This window comes from Porticoccus sp. GXU_MW_L64 (assembly GCF_052983295.1).
The window spans coordinates 1-13148 of the sequence record NZ_JBRKJK010000002.1 but is presented as its reverse complement, the minus strand read 5'-3'; the positions used below and the strand labels follow the sequence as shown (position 1 = coordinate 13148).

Below are 13148 nucleotides of genomic sequence, written 5' to 3'. Positions count from 1 at the left end.
ATGAGCATCAACGCCGAAGCCTTTTCTAATAGCACCGAATTTGCGAGGTACAAGTCATGAAAATTCGTTCACAAATCGGCATGGTTTTAAACCTCGACAAATGCATCGGTTGCCACACCTGTTCCATCACCTGTAAAAACGTATGGACCTCCCGCGAAGGCATGGAATACGCCTGGTTCAACAACGTGGAAACCAAGCCCGGTATCGGTTACCCGAAAGAGTGGGAAAACCAGGAGAAGTGGAAGGGCGGCTGGGTACGTAACCAGGACGGTTCCATAAACCCGCGTATTGGCAGCAAGTTGAAAGTGCTGAGCAATATTTTCAGCAACCCGGACTTGCCGGAAATCGACGACTACTACGAGCCGTTCGATTTTGACTACCAGCATTTGCACAGCGCGCCCATTTCCAAACACCAGCCTATTGCCAGACCGCGTTCGGTGATCTCTGGCAAGCGCATGGAAAAAATCGAATGGGGGCCAAACTGGGAAGAAATTCTCGGCACCGAATTTGAAAAACGCGCCAAAGATAAAAACTTCGACAACGTACAAAAGGACATTTACGGCGAGTTCGAAAACACCTTTATGATGTATATGCCGCGCCTGTGTGAGCACTGCCTGAACCCGGCCTGTGTAGCATCCTGCCCCAGTGGTGCAATCTACAAGCGCGAGGAAGACGGCATTGTACTGATCGACCAGGACAAGTGCCGGGGCTGGCGTATGTGCATCAGCGGTTGCCCCTACAAGAAAATTTACTTCAACTGGAAATCCGGCAAATCCGAGAAGTGTATTTTCTGTTACCCGCGCATCGAATCCGGCCAGCCTACGGTATGTTCGGAAACCTGTGTGGGCCGCATCCGCTACCTGGGTGTGATGTTGTACGACGCTGACAAAATTGGCGGAGCCGCCAGCACCGCCCACGACGAAGACCTGTATCAACAGCAACTGGATGTATTCCTCGATCCGTTCGACCCGGAGGTGATTGAGCAGGCTCGCAAAGACGGCATTCCCGATTCCGTGCTGGACGCCGCGCAAATGTCGCCGGTGTATAAACTGGCCATGGACTGGAAACTGGCGCTGCCCCTGCACCCGGAATATCGCACCCTGCCCATGGTGTGGTATGTGCCACCACTGTCGCCCATTCAGTCCGCCGCCGAAAAAGGCAGCATCGGTATGGACGGAGTAATTCCCGATGTCAAATCCCTGCGCATTCCGGTGAAGTATCTGGCCAACATGTTGACCGCCGGTGATGAAAAACCGGTAGTGGAAGCGTTGGAAAAACTGCTCGCCATGCGCGCCTACAAACGTGCCGAGCACGTAGACGGTGCCGAAGATTTGCAGGTTCTGGAACAGGCGGGGCTGACGAAAAAACAAGCGGAAGAAATGTACCGCTACCTGGCCATTGCCAACTACGAAGACCGCTTTGTGATTCCCACCGCCCACCGCGAAGACGCCCTGGTGGACGCCTACGCGGAGCGCGGTGGCTGCGGTTTCAGTTTTGGCAACGGCTGCTCCGGCGCCAACGATCACAATATGTTCGGCACCAAAAAAACCAATCGTCGCGATGTGTTGAAGACGGTTCAGGTGTGGGAGGAATAAGTGCATGTTTGAGCTTGATGTAAATGTAGGGTGGATTAGCGTTAGCGTAATCCACCATCGCACCACAACCGGTGGATTACGCCTACGGCTAATCCACCCTACGGTATGCCCAAGTGTGGAGAATATGTCGTGAAAATACTCCAGGTTATCTCCCTGCTAATGAACTACCCCAGCGCTGAGTTGCAGGCTGGGCGGGATGAATTAAATGCGGCTATTGCTGCGGCAAAAGAAATTCCCCCGCCGTCCCGCCAGCAGCTTGCCGCACTGGTCAATCGCCTCTGCGACAGCGACCTGATGGACGCCCAGGAAATCTACACAAGCCTGTTTGATCGCGGTCGGGCACTGTCACTGTTGCTGTTTGAACACGTGCACGGGGAATCCCGCGATCGCGGTCAGGCCATGGTGGATTTGATGAGCCAATACGAACAGGCGGGCTTTTTAATCGATGTCAAAGAATTGCCGGATTACATCCCCCTGTATCTGGAATATCTGTCCACTCGCGACGACATCGACGCCCGCGTGGGCCTGGCGGATGTGAGCGAAATACTCGCCATGGTCAGCGCCCGCCTGCAGGAGCGCAGCAGTGATTACCACTGTTTGTTCGATGCCCTGCTGGTGATCGCCGGAGCCAGGGTGGAAATGGCCGAACTGCTGGAAACCGCCAAAAGCGAAGACCGTGACGACACCCCGGAAGCCATCGACAAGCTGTGGGAGGAAGAAGCAGTAACCTTCTCCAACCCGGCAGACGGTGGTGCCAGTTGCGGTTTGAACAAACCAGTGGACATACCCAGAGACGCGGAAAAGCCAGTGCAGTGGATGGATGCCAGCCGTCATTGCGAGGAGCGTAGTGACGCGGCAATCCAGTGACTTTAAAGACCCTGGATTGCCGCGCTGCGCTCGCAATGACAAGACCCAATTCAAAAGCCTTGAAAAGGTAGGAGTAACAAAATGTCTTTCTCCAACACATTTTTATTCGGGATTTATCCCTACATTGCCTTTGCAATCTGCGTGATCGCCAGTTGTATTCGCTTTGAAAAAGAACCCTACAGCTGGCGTGCAGATTCCAGCCAGATGTTGCGCAAAAAAAACATGCGCTGGGCCAGTAACTGGTTTCATATCGGCATTATCTTTGTACTCTGCGGTCACATCGCCGGCCTGCTGACGCCAGAGTCGGTTTACCACTACGTGATCAGCACCGAAGCCAAACAAATGGTTGCCATGGTCACCGGTGGCGCCTTTGGCCTGTTGTGTTTTGTCGGTCTTACCGGACTGATTGTACGCCGCTTTAGCGACGAACGAGTAAAAGCCAATTCCCGCTTTTCTGACTTTCTGGTATTGATTCTGCTGTACATCCAACTGATTTTGGGGCTGAGCACCATTGTGGTTTCCACCGGTCACCTGGACGGCTCGGTGATGGTGATGCTGGCTAACTGGGCACAGAATATTGTGACCTTTAACATGGCCGAAGCGGTGGCCAATATCGCCCCGGTACACTTTATTTACAAGGCCCATGTGTTCCTCGGTGTGACCTTGTTTGTCGTGTTTCCCTTTACCCGATTAGTGCATATCGTTAGCGCTCCGGTGTGGTATTTTGGTCGCAAATATCAGTTGGTTCGGCAGAAGGTATAACAGTTGGACGTTCGACGTTTGAAGTTCGACGAGAAGCTTCGTAGCTGGATCGGAGTTTTCGTCGAACGTCCAACGTCGAACTTCAAACGGAGAAGATTATGAGTGACGCACCAAATCTAATCGCCAGCGACCAGAGTGATCCATTAGAAAAGCTCTTGGCCCCAAACATCACCGTCAACGGCAAAGCCATCGACAAAAACGCTTTGCGTATGGAGCTGCAAAACCATCCGGCGGAGTCCATCGAAGACGCCGCCTTCAGCGCCGCTCGCGGTTTGGTATTGCAAGAGCTGTTGATTCAGCAAGCGCGCAAACTGGGCCTGATACAAGCGGATGCAGAAGTGGCCGCCAACGACAGGGAAGACCTGATCAGCGAATTGCTGAACAAAGAAATTCCGGCTCAGCATGCCAGCGAAGACGAATGCCGCCGTTACTACGACGCCAACATCGAGAAGTTTTGTTCGCCACCACTGATGGAAGTGCGCCATATTTTGCTGCCAGCGGCACCGGATGCACTGGATGACCGCGAACTGGCCAAAGCCAATGCGGAAAACCTGTTGCAAAAATTACAAGACAATCCGCAACAGTTTGGTGCTTTGGCAGAGCAGTTTTCCGCCTGCCCGTCCCGGGAGCAGGGCGGTTCGCTGGGGCAAGTGAGCAAAGGTCAGACCGTGGAAGAATTCGAGCGCCAACTGTTCAACCTGCCACAAGGCCTGGCGCAACTGCCCATCGCCACCCGCTACGGTTACCACGTGGTAATGGTGGATCAAAAAGTGGAGGGCGAAACCGTACCCTACGAAGCCGCCCACCAGAAAATCGCCAACTACCTTGGCGAACGCAACCACCGCCGGGCCCTGAGTAACTACCTGCAGCGCCTTGTTCGAGAGGCAGATATTCAAGGGATTGAACTTGGTGATATGGATGAGAATTTGATGTAAAAACACTGGGCCGCACGTCGCACGTCTGACGTCGCACGCTAAAACCAAGCACCTCGTAGCCCGGGTAGAGCGCAGCGGAACCCGGGAATAAGCTAGCCCACAACCCCGGGTTACGCTGCGCTCTACCCGGGCTACAGAATGGCTTCACACCAACGTCGAGCTGTGCTCGACAACGTGCGACTTGCGACGTCAGACGTGCGACCACAATCTACGAAGCTCGAATTACTAAAATGCACAAGGCCCAGCTAGTGAAAATATTCGGCATCATCGGCTGGAAAAATTCTGGCAAAACCACCCTGATTACCCATCTGATCGGCGAGTTCGAGCGCCGAGGCCTGAGCGTGGCCACCATCAAACACGCCCATTGCGACATTGAAGTGGATGACCCCGGCACTGATAGCCACCGTCACCGCATGGCTGGCGCCCGTCAGGTGATTGTTGCCTCTCCGGATCGCTGGGCGCTGATCCGCGAACTGCGCGGCCAACAGGAACCCTCATTGGATGAACTGATCGCCAAACTTGATCCGGTAGATATAGTGCTGGTTGAAGGCTACAAATACGCCCCGCACCCCAAGCTGCAAGTAGTGCGGCCAGATCACAATCCGGAGCCAATGCCGGATGCGGTGAATGTGGTGGCGGTGGCGACGGATGATATGTCTAAAGCGGTGATTGCGGCGGGACAGTTGGGTTTGGATTTGAATGAAATAGAGGTTATTGCATGCTCGATCCTCGATGCCTGTTAAAGCGGTAAGCCGTCAATATATCCAACTTTCGACAGAGCTTGTTACACTGCCTCAGTAAAATGGTAATCCGGCTTTAGAAAAGGCAGGCTGCAATGAATGATCGATACGACACTTCGGGCAACCCAGAAGGCCAACCAGCCTGGGTCTAATAATCAGGTTCTGTTAAATAAGTTAGACATTACTTCGTCGGTAGAGATGGATCAGGTAGAGCTGGAGTTGCTTGACCTCCTGTACGAAGATGTAATTTCTGATGTTTCCACCGACCAGGTCATTACGGCGGCAGACTTGTCTGCCTGGCACCACAGGTGGTTGGGTAATGTTTACGAATGGGCTGGCAGGCAACGCTCGGTCAATATGGGAAAGGGAGATGTAGAGTTCGCTGCTGCATCGCAAATCTCACGTCTGCTGGATGAATTAGACAGAAAATACCTGTCTGTTTATACCCCTTGCGAAGGATATAGCGAAGAACAGTTAGTGCAGGCAATTGCCACTATTCACGTTGAATTTATTCTGGTGCATCCATTTCGTGAGGGAAATGGCCGATTGGCGAGGCTACTTGCGAATATTATGGCACTTCAGGCCGGATGGCCGGAACTTGATTTCAGCCTGTTGGATAACAAAAAGAGCCAGTATTTCAGCGCCATTCAGGCGGGGTGGGATTGCAACTATGAACCACTGGGGAAACTTATCCGGCAAGTGTTACGTGATAGCGAGAGCGGGTTTCCCGAATAAGCTTTTTCTCGATAGCCTGAATATCTTCGCCAGTTTCAATAGCGGTGGAGCTGGCAATAGTGCGAATGCGCATAGAACGCCGTTCGGTAGCTGTCAGGTAGCGATTGGTCGTTGTTAGTTTTTTTGTAGACATAGGCGGCATTTTACGTGAAATACTGATGTGTTTGAAGCTGTTTTCTTTAAAACTCAATATGTTACATTCCGGGTTTGGTGGCCCGATTATAATTGTTATTGGGCCGAAGACTCGTTAACGAGCTGTTACACATAAGGAAGTCATATGGCAGAAAAGTTTGAAGTCTTAACTGAAAAGCATATTGAGTTCATAAAGAACCAACATGTTTTCTTTGTTGGTACGGCTGCAAGTGAAGGGTCTGTCAATGTCTCCCCGAAAGGCATGGATAGTTTTAGAGTAATAAATCATTCTAAAGTGGCGTGGCTCAATCTTACTGGAAGTGGAAATGAAACTGCTGCCCACATTCTAGAAAATAATCGAATGACCATAATGTTCTGCTCATTTGATAAACAACCACTTATATTGAGACTGTATGGCCAAGCAAAAGTTATCCATCCTCGGGATGGCGATTGGCCTAGTCAGGTAAAGCTATTTCCCGAATACACTGGGGCACGTCAAATATTTGAGCTAGATTTAGATATAGTTCAAACATCATGTGGTTATGCTGTGCCCTTTTATGAATTAGTTGGTGAGAGGCCGACACTGAGAAAATGGGCCGATAATAAAGGTCGAGAAGGCGTTGAGGAATATTGGCGAGAGAAAAATACCAAAAGCCTTGATGGTAAGAAAACTGGAATAATCTAACGAAAAGGGGGGGCAGATTTATTTTTCTGTTTAGGTTGCTACGGCTGCCAAAAACTACAGCGTTATAGCCCGATCCTGCATTTATGAAAACAGTGAAATTTATAAAATACACAGCCATTGTTTTGGTTTTTTCGGCATTGATTATCTGGCTGGGCGTAAAGGATGCCTTCAATCCAATACAGCGTTCTGAGATAAATTCCCCAATATTTACCATTGGTGATTTAAGCTACCAAAAGGCACTTTCGGAAGGGAAGGGTGTCGTCAAGTTTGGCCCACTGTTTTGGGGGCTGTATCCGGGCGGTATTGCCTTTTCTAACCCGGGAGAGGCTCAGGATTTTATCCTCGGGAATCAAGAGTTGCTTGATAGCTTTTCATCCGGGTGGGCGATTTATGAGCTTTCAGGGGATATGTCTCTGGATACTTATCGGGATGGCGAGAACCGATATATCAATAAATCCCTGTTGGTTATCAGACCGGGATTTATTGATGCTAAGGAGTTCACAAGATAGGCGACATGGTCTTTTCAAGACACGCTGTGCCTTTTGCCTCAAAGTAAGCACCCTTGTACGCTCGACAGCGGCTTCCTTGTCGCCGACGGTCTTGAAAAGCCCACATCGCGTATTCAACGTACGTTTTAGTAAATTTTCATGGCATTAACCGCCCGACACATTCACCAAAACCCTACCTTGAATTTTGCCCTGCAAAATACGTTCAATATTCTCATCCAGCTCTTGCAGGGTGATTTCCTGATACAGCGCTAACAGTTGCTCCGGTTTCCAGTCGCTGGCCAGTTTGTTCCACACCTGTGTGCGCTCTTGCAGCGGGCAGTCCTGGGAGTCGATACCGACCAGGGTGATTCCACGCAGGATAAACGGGAATACCGTGAGCGGCAGGTTGGGGGAGGCGGCGTTGCCGCAGCAGGTGACGACACCGCCGGGCTGGATGGATTTGATGATATTGGCGAGTATATCGCCGCCCACGGTATCCACGGCTCCGGCGAAGCGGGCTTTTAACAGTGGCCGCTTTTCCGGTTCTGCAAATTCTGCCCTGGGTACGACTTCCGTTGCCCCCAGTTGCTTGAGAAAGTCGGCATTTTTTCCAGAGATGGCGGTGACCGAATAACCCAGTTTTACCAGCATGGCCACTGCCAGTGAGCCGACACCGCCGCTGGCGCCAGATACCACAATGGGGCCGTCGTCGGGGTTTAACTGATTGCAGATACGGCTGACGCTAAGGCCAGCAGTCAGCCCGGCGGTGCCGAGTATCATGGCTTGCTGCTGATCCAGGCCGGCAGGCAGTGGCAAGGCCCAGGCAGCGGGTACGCGAATGTATTGGCTGTAGCCGCCGTCGGTGTTCATGCCCAGGTCAAAGCCTGTGACGATCACGGTATCGCCCTCGGCGAACTGTTCGCTGCCGCTTTGTGCAACGGTGCCCACCGCATCAATGCCGGGTACGTGGGGGTAGTGGCGGGTAACGCCTTTGTTGCCGGTGCTGGACAGGGCGTCCTTGTAGTTCAGGGATGAATAGCTGACGCGAACCAGTAATTCGTCCGCAAGCGGTTCTTCCAGCAGTGCGTCCAGCGAGCGGTTTTGCAAACGGCCTGCAAACTGCTCGTTGATTTCTTCCACCACAAAGGCGGTGTAGTTTTGTTGGCTCATAGTGGGCTCCGTTTTATAAACTGCTGGCGGTGGCCAGTTGCTGTTTGATTTCGTCGAGAATGGCAGGGTCGTCAATGGTGGAGGGTATCTGATATTCCCGTCCATCGGCAATCTGGCGCATGGTGCGGCGCAATATTTTGCCGGAGCGGGTTTTTGGCAGGCGGTCCACCACCAGTGTGTTTTTGTAGCAGCTGATGCCGCCGATCTGTTTGCGCACGTCCTGACGCAGTTGTTCTGACAGGGTGGCGGGGTCGATGTTCTGGCCGTCTTTCAGTACCACCAGTCCCAGGGGCATTTGTCCTTTCAGCTCGTCGGCAACGCCGATTACGGCGCATTCGGCCACGGCTTGGTGGGCGCCGACAATTTCTTCCATTTCGCCGGTGGACAAGCGGTGGCCGGCCACGTTGATCACGTCGTCGGCGCGGCCCATCACATACAGGTAGCCGTCGTTGTCCATGTAGCCTTCGTCGCCGGTGACATAGTAGCCGGGGAATTGCTTGAGATAGCCCGCCACAAAGCGTTCGTGGTTGCCCCAGATGGTGGCCAGCGTGCCGGGTGGCAGGGGCAGTTTTATGGCAATCAAACCCTGTTTGTTGGCGCTTACCGGTGCGCCACTTTCGTCGAGAATGTCCACCTGATAACCGGGCATGGGCACGGTGGCGGAACCGGCTTTGGGCTCCAGTAACTCCAGCCCGGCGGGATTGCCGGCAATGGCCCAGGCGGTTTCCGTTTGCCACCAGTGGTCCAGTACCGGCAGCCCGGTGTGTTTGCTGAGCCATTGGTAGGTGGATGGGTCCAGACGCTCTCCTGCCAGGTAGATACGTTCCAGACTGCCAATGTCGCAGGCTTGCAGCAGGGTGCCCTGTGGGTCTTCTTTGCGCACGGCGCGGAAGGCGGTGGGGGCGGTAAACATGACTTTTACCTTGTGGTCGGCGCACACCCGCCAGAAGGCACCGGCATCCGGTGTGCGCACCGGTTTGCCCTCAAACAAAATGGTGGTGCAGCCGGTCAGCAGTGGTGCGTACACAATGTAGGAGTGCCCCACCACCCAGCCCACGTCGGATGCGGCCCAGTACACATCGCCGGGCTGAACGTCGTACAGGGTGTTCATGCTGTAGCGCATGGCCACCGCGTGACCGCCGTTGTCCCGCACCACGCCTTTGGGTTTGCCGGTGGTGCCAGAGGTGTACAAAATGTACAGCGGGTCGGTACCCAGCACCGGTACCGGCTCGGCGGGCTGGGTATCGGCCATCAGTTGTTGCCAGTCGATATCCATGGGAGCATTCATGTCTGCCTGGCACTGGTTGCGTTGCAGCAATACGGTGTGCTGCGGTTTGTGCTCGGCGCTGGCAATGGCGGTATCCACCAATGGTTTGTAGGCGATGATTTTGTCTACCTCAATGCCGCAGGAGGCGGTCACCAGCACTTTGGGTTTGGCGTCATCGATACGCACTGCCAGTTCATGGGGAGCAAAGCCACCAAATACTACCGAGTGCACCGCACCCAGGCGGGCGCAGGCGAGCATGGCCACCGCCGCTTCCGGCACCATGGGCATGTAAATCACTACCCGGTCGCCTTTTTCAACACCCAGGCTGCGCAGGCCACCGGCAAATTGCGCCACCTGGTCGCGCAGTTGTTCGTAGCTCAGGCTGTACCGGGTGTTGGTTACCGGTGAGTCGTAAATGATGGCAGCTTGCTTACCTCGCCCCTGTTCGATGTGATAGTCCAGACACAGGTAGCTGGTATTCAATTCACCGTCACTGTACCAACGGTAGTAGTCGTTGTTGTCTTTGCTGAGAATGCTTTGCGGCTTTCGATACCACTGAATCAAGTCTGCCTGCTCGCGCCAGAATTGCTCCGGGTCTTGTTGGAATTGGCAATATTGCTGTTGGTAGGGCTGTTGACTGACCATGGCTGTGTCTCGCTAAGCGTCTTGAGAGTAGGAACACTGTAGTTGAGATATGCCGGAGTAAGAATTCGACATTGGTCGGACTCTTTTTGGTGAGCGAGGTTGTTTTTTTCTGGTTTGGTGGCAATCAGCGGCAGGAAGGGCTTTTCCAAACACGCCGTGAATATATCCCTATAGGCTTGGATGCGACTTCCTTGTCGCATACAGTTTGGAAAAGCCCTTCCTGCCGCTGATTTTCATGTCAACTATCGCTCACTTTTATCTCTATCGAAAAATACGCCGACGCACGATATGAAGCTCAGGGGCTGATAGTGCTATTCCAGACCGTATGCGACAGGGAAGTCGCATCCGAGCTTACAGGGATGTACTTGCAGCGTGTCTGGAATAGCACTATCAGCCCCTGAGCGCCACTATACAATGGAAGAACAAAAATCTATTGGGTGCTTCTAAAAATCACCGGCTCAAAAAATACTTCAATGGCAGCGGTCTGTGGTCGCAGGTATAACTCACCTGAGCCAAAAATAACTCCGCTGTGGCCAGTGCATCTGCCAGAGCATTGTGGGCGTTGTAAGGGGGCAGGTTGTAGCGTTCCCGGCAGGTAAACAGGCGCAGCCCATCCTGGGGGAGTTGGTCTAGCTTGCCGCTATTGGCCAGGCGTTTTTTTTCCACTTCCAGAGTGTCGATCAGCGGTGCCAGCAACGGCACATTAAACAGTTGCTTGCACAACGGTTGGATAAACGCCAGGTCGATGGTGCCGCTGTGCAGGATTAGTACTCGCCCGCGCAGGGCGTCAAGCAGGTGTTTCAGGGCGTCTGCTACGGGCAGGGCATTTTCCAGTTCAGCGTCGTGAATGCCGTGAATGGTGGCGCTTTGTCCCACACCCAAACGGCTGTTTACCAGAATATGTTGCGCCTGGGCGAGCAGTATTTTGCCGTTGATAATGGGTACAAAACCGATACTTAAAATATGATCCTCAGCGGGATTCAGGCCAGTCATTTCCAGGTCGGCGACCAGGTATTCGGCATTGCGAAAATCATCCTGGGGCGCTGGAGTTTGTGTCGCCAGGTAGCTTTGCATGGTGGTATCGCTGCACTGTTGTAATAGCTTTTGGCGACGGCGGTTGTTGAACCAGTGGCTGAACATTTACATCAACCCGCCGGTAAATTCTTTGCGCATGACCGATTGCGCATCCACGATTACCGCAAAGGCATCGCGCAGTTGGTGGCGCACCAGGCTGGACAGGTTGCGGGGGGCTATGTAGTTGTCTGCGGTTTTTCCCTGGTTTAACAGTTCGCCCTGATGCTCCAGCCGCAGGTGGCAAATAAATTCCTGGGCATCCAGCAAATTGCGGGCGCTTTTTAACGACAGTACGCCGTTGTCTACGGCATTGAGCAAGCGCTGGCGAGTGCTGATTTCGCCATCCCCGCTGGCCAATGCGTAGATGCGCGCCAGGTCGGTCAGGGGCATGATGCCGCGCAGTTTGACGTCGAAACGGTTTTTGTGTTCGCCGCTGTGTTCGAGAACAAAGTTTTTAAAAAAGCCCAGCGGCGGTGTGAGTTGCAAGGCGTTGGCGGTCAGTTGTGCCAGAAAAATATCGTTGTTGCGGGCGGCATTCAGAATGCCCTGCTGTAATTCATCGAACAGATAATCGTCGCCGTACACCGGGCGCATATCGAAAAAAATACTGGCGTGCATCAACGCTTTGCTGGAAGGCTGGTGAATCCACTGGGTAAATTCTTTTTGCCATTGCTCCAGCGGCTGCCGCCAGCGCAGGGTGCTGGCCATAATGTCGCCGGGGCAGTATTTGTAGCCACACAGGTTCAGGCCATCGTTGACGTAGCGGGCGAGTTTTTGAAAGTAGGGGGCCTGCTCCGCCGTCAGGTTATTGCTGATCAGCAGGCCGTTGTCCTGGTCGGATACAGCGGTCTGGTCGCGCCGCCCCTGGGAGCCGAACGCCAGCCATACAAAAGGCACCGGTGCCGGACCAAGGGTGTCTATGGCCTGGGTGATCAGTTGCCGGGTCAGGGCGTCGGTAACAGAAGTGAGCAGGCGACCAATCTGTTCGGCGCTGGCGTCTGCCTGAATCAGATTGCGCAACAGTTCCGGGATGTCCCGGCAAACTTTTTGCAACCCTTCTGTGTCTTTTTGTTTGCCCAGTTCGCCAATCAAATACACCGGGTCGGATTTTTGCGAGCGCACCAGATCGGTGGCGGTAATCATGCCGATGGGTTTCTTGTCATCCACTATGGGAACGTGGTGAATGTCTTTTTCGGTCATCAGCAGCGTGGCTTCAAACACCAGGCTGTCGGGGTTGATGGTAGTCAGATTGTGGGTCATTACCCGGTGGGCTTCGGTGTCGTAGCTGCGGTTTTCCGCCAGTACCCGGGCGCGCAGGTCGCGGTCGGTGATCAGCCCGCACAGTTTGCCGTGGTCCACCACCATGACGGCGGATACCCGTTGTTCGGTCATACGTTGTGCTACCTGGGCAACGGTTTCGCTGCGCTGGGCCACCACCGGTTCGCGGCCAATCAGCTCCGCCACCCGCTGGGTCAGGTGAAAGCTGTTGTCGCGCACCCGCAGTGCACCGCGCAGTCGTTTGGCGTGAGCCTGATTGAAAAACCGGTCGAATACGCGATTGCTGGAACGCAGCCGGGAAAAGCTGTCTTCGTCCAAAAGATAGATCAAGCCGTCTTCCAGGGCATGAACATGATTGCTGATGGCCTGGCCGGTCAGCAGGGAAGGGAAGCCGAAATAACCGCCGGGCTCTGCCCGGTCCAGCAACTCGTTATGTTCGTTGCGTATTTCAAAGGCGCCACTGCGCACAATATACAGTCGCGGTGTTGCCTGGGTGGTCAGGTTCAGGTCGCTGCCTTTGCGGTGGTAGTCGATCTGGATATTGCAGGCTGCCAGCGTGAGCAAATCGTCTGGAAGTTCATCGAACGGTGGGCATTGCTGAATAAACTCGCGCACTGCCTGAATTTCTATGCTGATGGTCATCGGTTTTCTTCTAAGGCAACTCTGATTAATTCATCGTTTGAGCGATAATAGCAGCATATCCACAAACCAGAGATACCGATGCGCCAACAATCCCTGACAGATGGCTTTGAGAAACACCGTAAGAAGACTCGCA

13 protein-coding genes are annotated in these 13148 nt (G+C 53.5%); 8 read left to right on the top strand and 5 right to left on the bottom strand.

What is annotated here, in order from left to right; all coding sequences use genetic code 11:
• Positions 1-56 precede the first annotated feature (56 nt).
• From narH to ACVBEJ_RS01935, 6 genes are all read left to right on the top strand, one after another.
• A complete protein-coding gene (narH, locus tag ACVBEJ_RS01960; RefSeq protein WP_447127912.1) occupies positions 57-1595 on the top strand; it encodes a nitrate reductase subunit beta in 1539 nt (512 codons plus the stop codon).
• A gap of 129 nt (positions 1596-1724) precedes the next feature.
• Positions 1725-2462: a nitrate reductase molybdenum cofactor assembly chaperone gene (gene narJ / locus ACVBEJ_RS01955; RefSeq protein ID WP_447127911.1), complete on the top strand. Its 738-nt coding sequence runs from the start codon at positions 1725-1727 to the stop codon at positions 2460-2462.
• Between the two features lie 81 nt (positions 2463-2543).
• A complete protein-coding gene (gene narI / locus ACVBEJ_RS01950; RefSeq protein WP_447127910.1) occupies positions 2544-3224 on the top strand; it encodes a respiratory nitrate reductase subunit gamma in 681 nt (226 codons plus the stop codon).
• Between the two features lie 98 nt (positions 3225-3322).
• Positions 3323-4159, top strand: a complete 837-nt coding sequence (locus ACVBEJ_RS01945; RefSeq protein ID WP_447127909.1) for a peptidylprolyl isomerase — start codon at positions 3323-3325, stop codon at positions 4157-4159.
• Between the two features lie 248 nt (positions 4160-4407).
• The gene (gene mobB / locus ACVBEJ_RS01940) at positions 4408-4902 is read left to right on the top strand and encodes a molybdopterin-guanine dinucleotide biosynthesis protein B (RefSeq protein ID WP_447127908.1); all 495 of its coding nucleotides are present in this window, start codon (positions 4408-4410) and stop codon (positions 4900-4902) included.
• A 96-nt stretch (positions 4903-4998) separates the two neighbouring features.
• Positions 4999-5634 (top strand): Fic/DOC family protein, encoded by a 636-nt coding sequence (locus ACVBEJ_RS01935; protein WP_447127907.1) that lies wholly within the window; start codon positions 4999-5001, stop codon positions 5632-5634.
• On the opposite strand, the gene ACVBEJ_RS01930 is transcribed toward ACVBEJ_RS01935, so the two are convergent.
• Complete coding sequence (locus tag ACVBEJ_RS01930) at positions 5588-5824, bottom strand: hypothetical protein (RefSeq protein WP_447127906.1); 237 nt, start codon at positions 5822-5824, stop codon at positions 5588-5590. The two genes, ACVBEJ_RS01935 and ACVBEJ_RS01930, sit on opposite strands and share 47 nt — an antisense overlap.
• Positions 5825-5911: 87 nt before the next feature.
• Here ACVBEJ_RS01930 and ACVBEJ_RS01925 point away from each other — a divergent pair, with 87 nt between their 5' ends.
• Together ACVBEJ_RS01925 and ACVBEJ_RS01920 are read left to right on the top strand one after the other, a co-directional pair.
• A complete protein-coding gene (locus ACVBEJ_RS01925; RefSeq protein WP_447127905.1) occupies positions 5912-6451 on the top strand; it encodes a pyridoxamine 5'-phosphate oxidase family protein in 540 nt (179 codons plus the stop codon).
• Between the two features lie 83 nt (positions 6452-6534).
• Positions 6535-6960 (top strand): hypothetical protein, encoded by a 426-nt coding sequence (locus ACVBEJ_RS01920; RefSeq protein ID WP_447127904.1) that lies wholly within the window; start codon positions 6535-6537, stop codon positions 6958-6960.
• Between the two features lie 144 nt (positions 6961-7104).
• Here ACVBEJ_RS01920 and ACVBEJ_RS01915 read toward each other — a convergent pair whose 3' ends face one another.
• From ACVBEJ_RS01915 to ACVBEJ_RS01900, 4 genes are all read right to left on the bottom strand, one after another.
• The gene (locus ACVBEJ_RS01915) at positions 7105-8109 is read right to left on the bottom strand and encodes a YhdH/YhfP family quinone oxidoreductase (RefSeq protein WP_447127903.1); all 1005 of its coding nucleotides are present in this window, start codon (positions 8107-8109) and stop codon (positions 7105-7107) included.
• A gap of 13 nt (positions 8110-8122) precedes the next feature.
• On the bottom strand, positions 8123-10021 hold the full coding sequence (locus ACVBEJ_RS01910) for a propionyl-CoA synthetase (RefSeq protein WP_447127902.1): 1899 nt from the start codon (positions 10019-10021) through the stop codon (positions 8123-8125).
• A 450-nt stretch (positions 10022-10471) separates the two neighbouring features.
• The gene (locus tag ACVBEJ_RS01905; RefSeq protein WP_447127901.1) at positions 10472-11161 is read right to left on the bottom strand and encodes an exonuclease domain-containing protein; all 690 of its coding nucleotides are present in this window, start codon (positions 11159-11161) and stop codon (positions 10472-10474) included.
• Positions 11162-13015: a DUF294 nucleotidyltransferase-like domain-containing protein gene (locus ACVBEJ_RS01900; protein ID WP_447127900.1), complete on the bottom strand. Its 1854-nt coding sequence runs from the start codon at positions 13013-13015 to the stop codon at positions 11162-11164.
• Positions 13016-13148 lie beyond the last annotated feature (133 nt).

Coding starts and splice junctions, on each gene's coding strand:
- ACVBEJ_RS01900 (WP_447127900.1), bottom strand. CDS start 13,015: ATGACCATCAGCATAGAAATTCAGGCAGTGCGCGAGTTTATTCAGCAA.
- ACVBEJ_RS01920 (WP_447127904.1), top strand. CDS start 6,535: ATGAAAACAGTGAAATTTATAAAATACACAGCCATTGTTTTGGTTTTT.
- narI (WP_447127910.1), top strand. CDS start 2,544: ATGTCTTTCTCCAACACATTTTTATTCGGGATTTATCCCTACATTGCC.
- ACVBEJ_RS01945 (WP_447127909.1), top strand. CDS start 3,323: ATGAGTGACGCACCAAATCTAATCGCCAGCGACCAGAGTGATCCATTA.
- narH (WP_447127912.1), top strand. CDS start 57: ATGAAAATTCGTTCACAAATCGGCATGGTTTTAAACCTCGACAAATGC.
- ACVBEJ_RS01910 (WP_447127902.1), bottom strand. CDS start 10,021: ATGGTCAGTCAACAGCCCTACCAACAGCAATATTGCCAATTCCAACAA.
- ACVBEJ_RS01925 (WP_447127905.1), top strand. CDS start 5,912: ATGGCAGAAAAGTTTGAAGTCTTAACTGAAAAGCATATTGAGTTCATA.
- ACVBEJ_RS01915 (WP_447127903.1), bottom strand. CDS start 8,109: ATGAGCCAACAAAACTACACCGCCTTTGTGGTGGAAGAAATCAACGAG.
- ACVBEJ_RS01935 (WP_447127907.1), top strand. CDS start 4,999: ATGATCGATACGACACTTCGGGCAACCCAGAAGGCCAACCAGCCTGGG.
- ACVBEJ_RS01905 (WP_447127901.1), bottom strand. CDS start 11,161: ATGTTCAGCCACTGGTTCAACAACCGCCGTCGCCAAAAGCTATTACAA.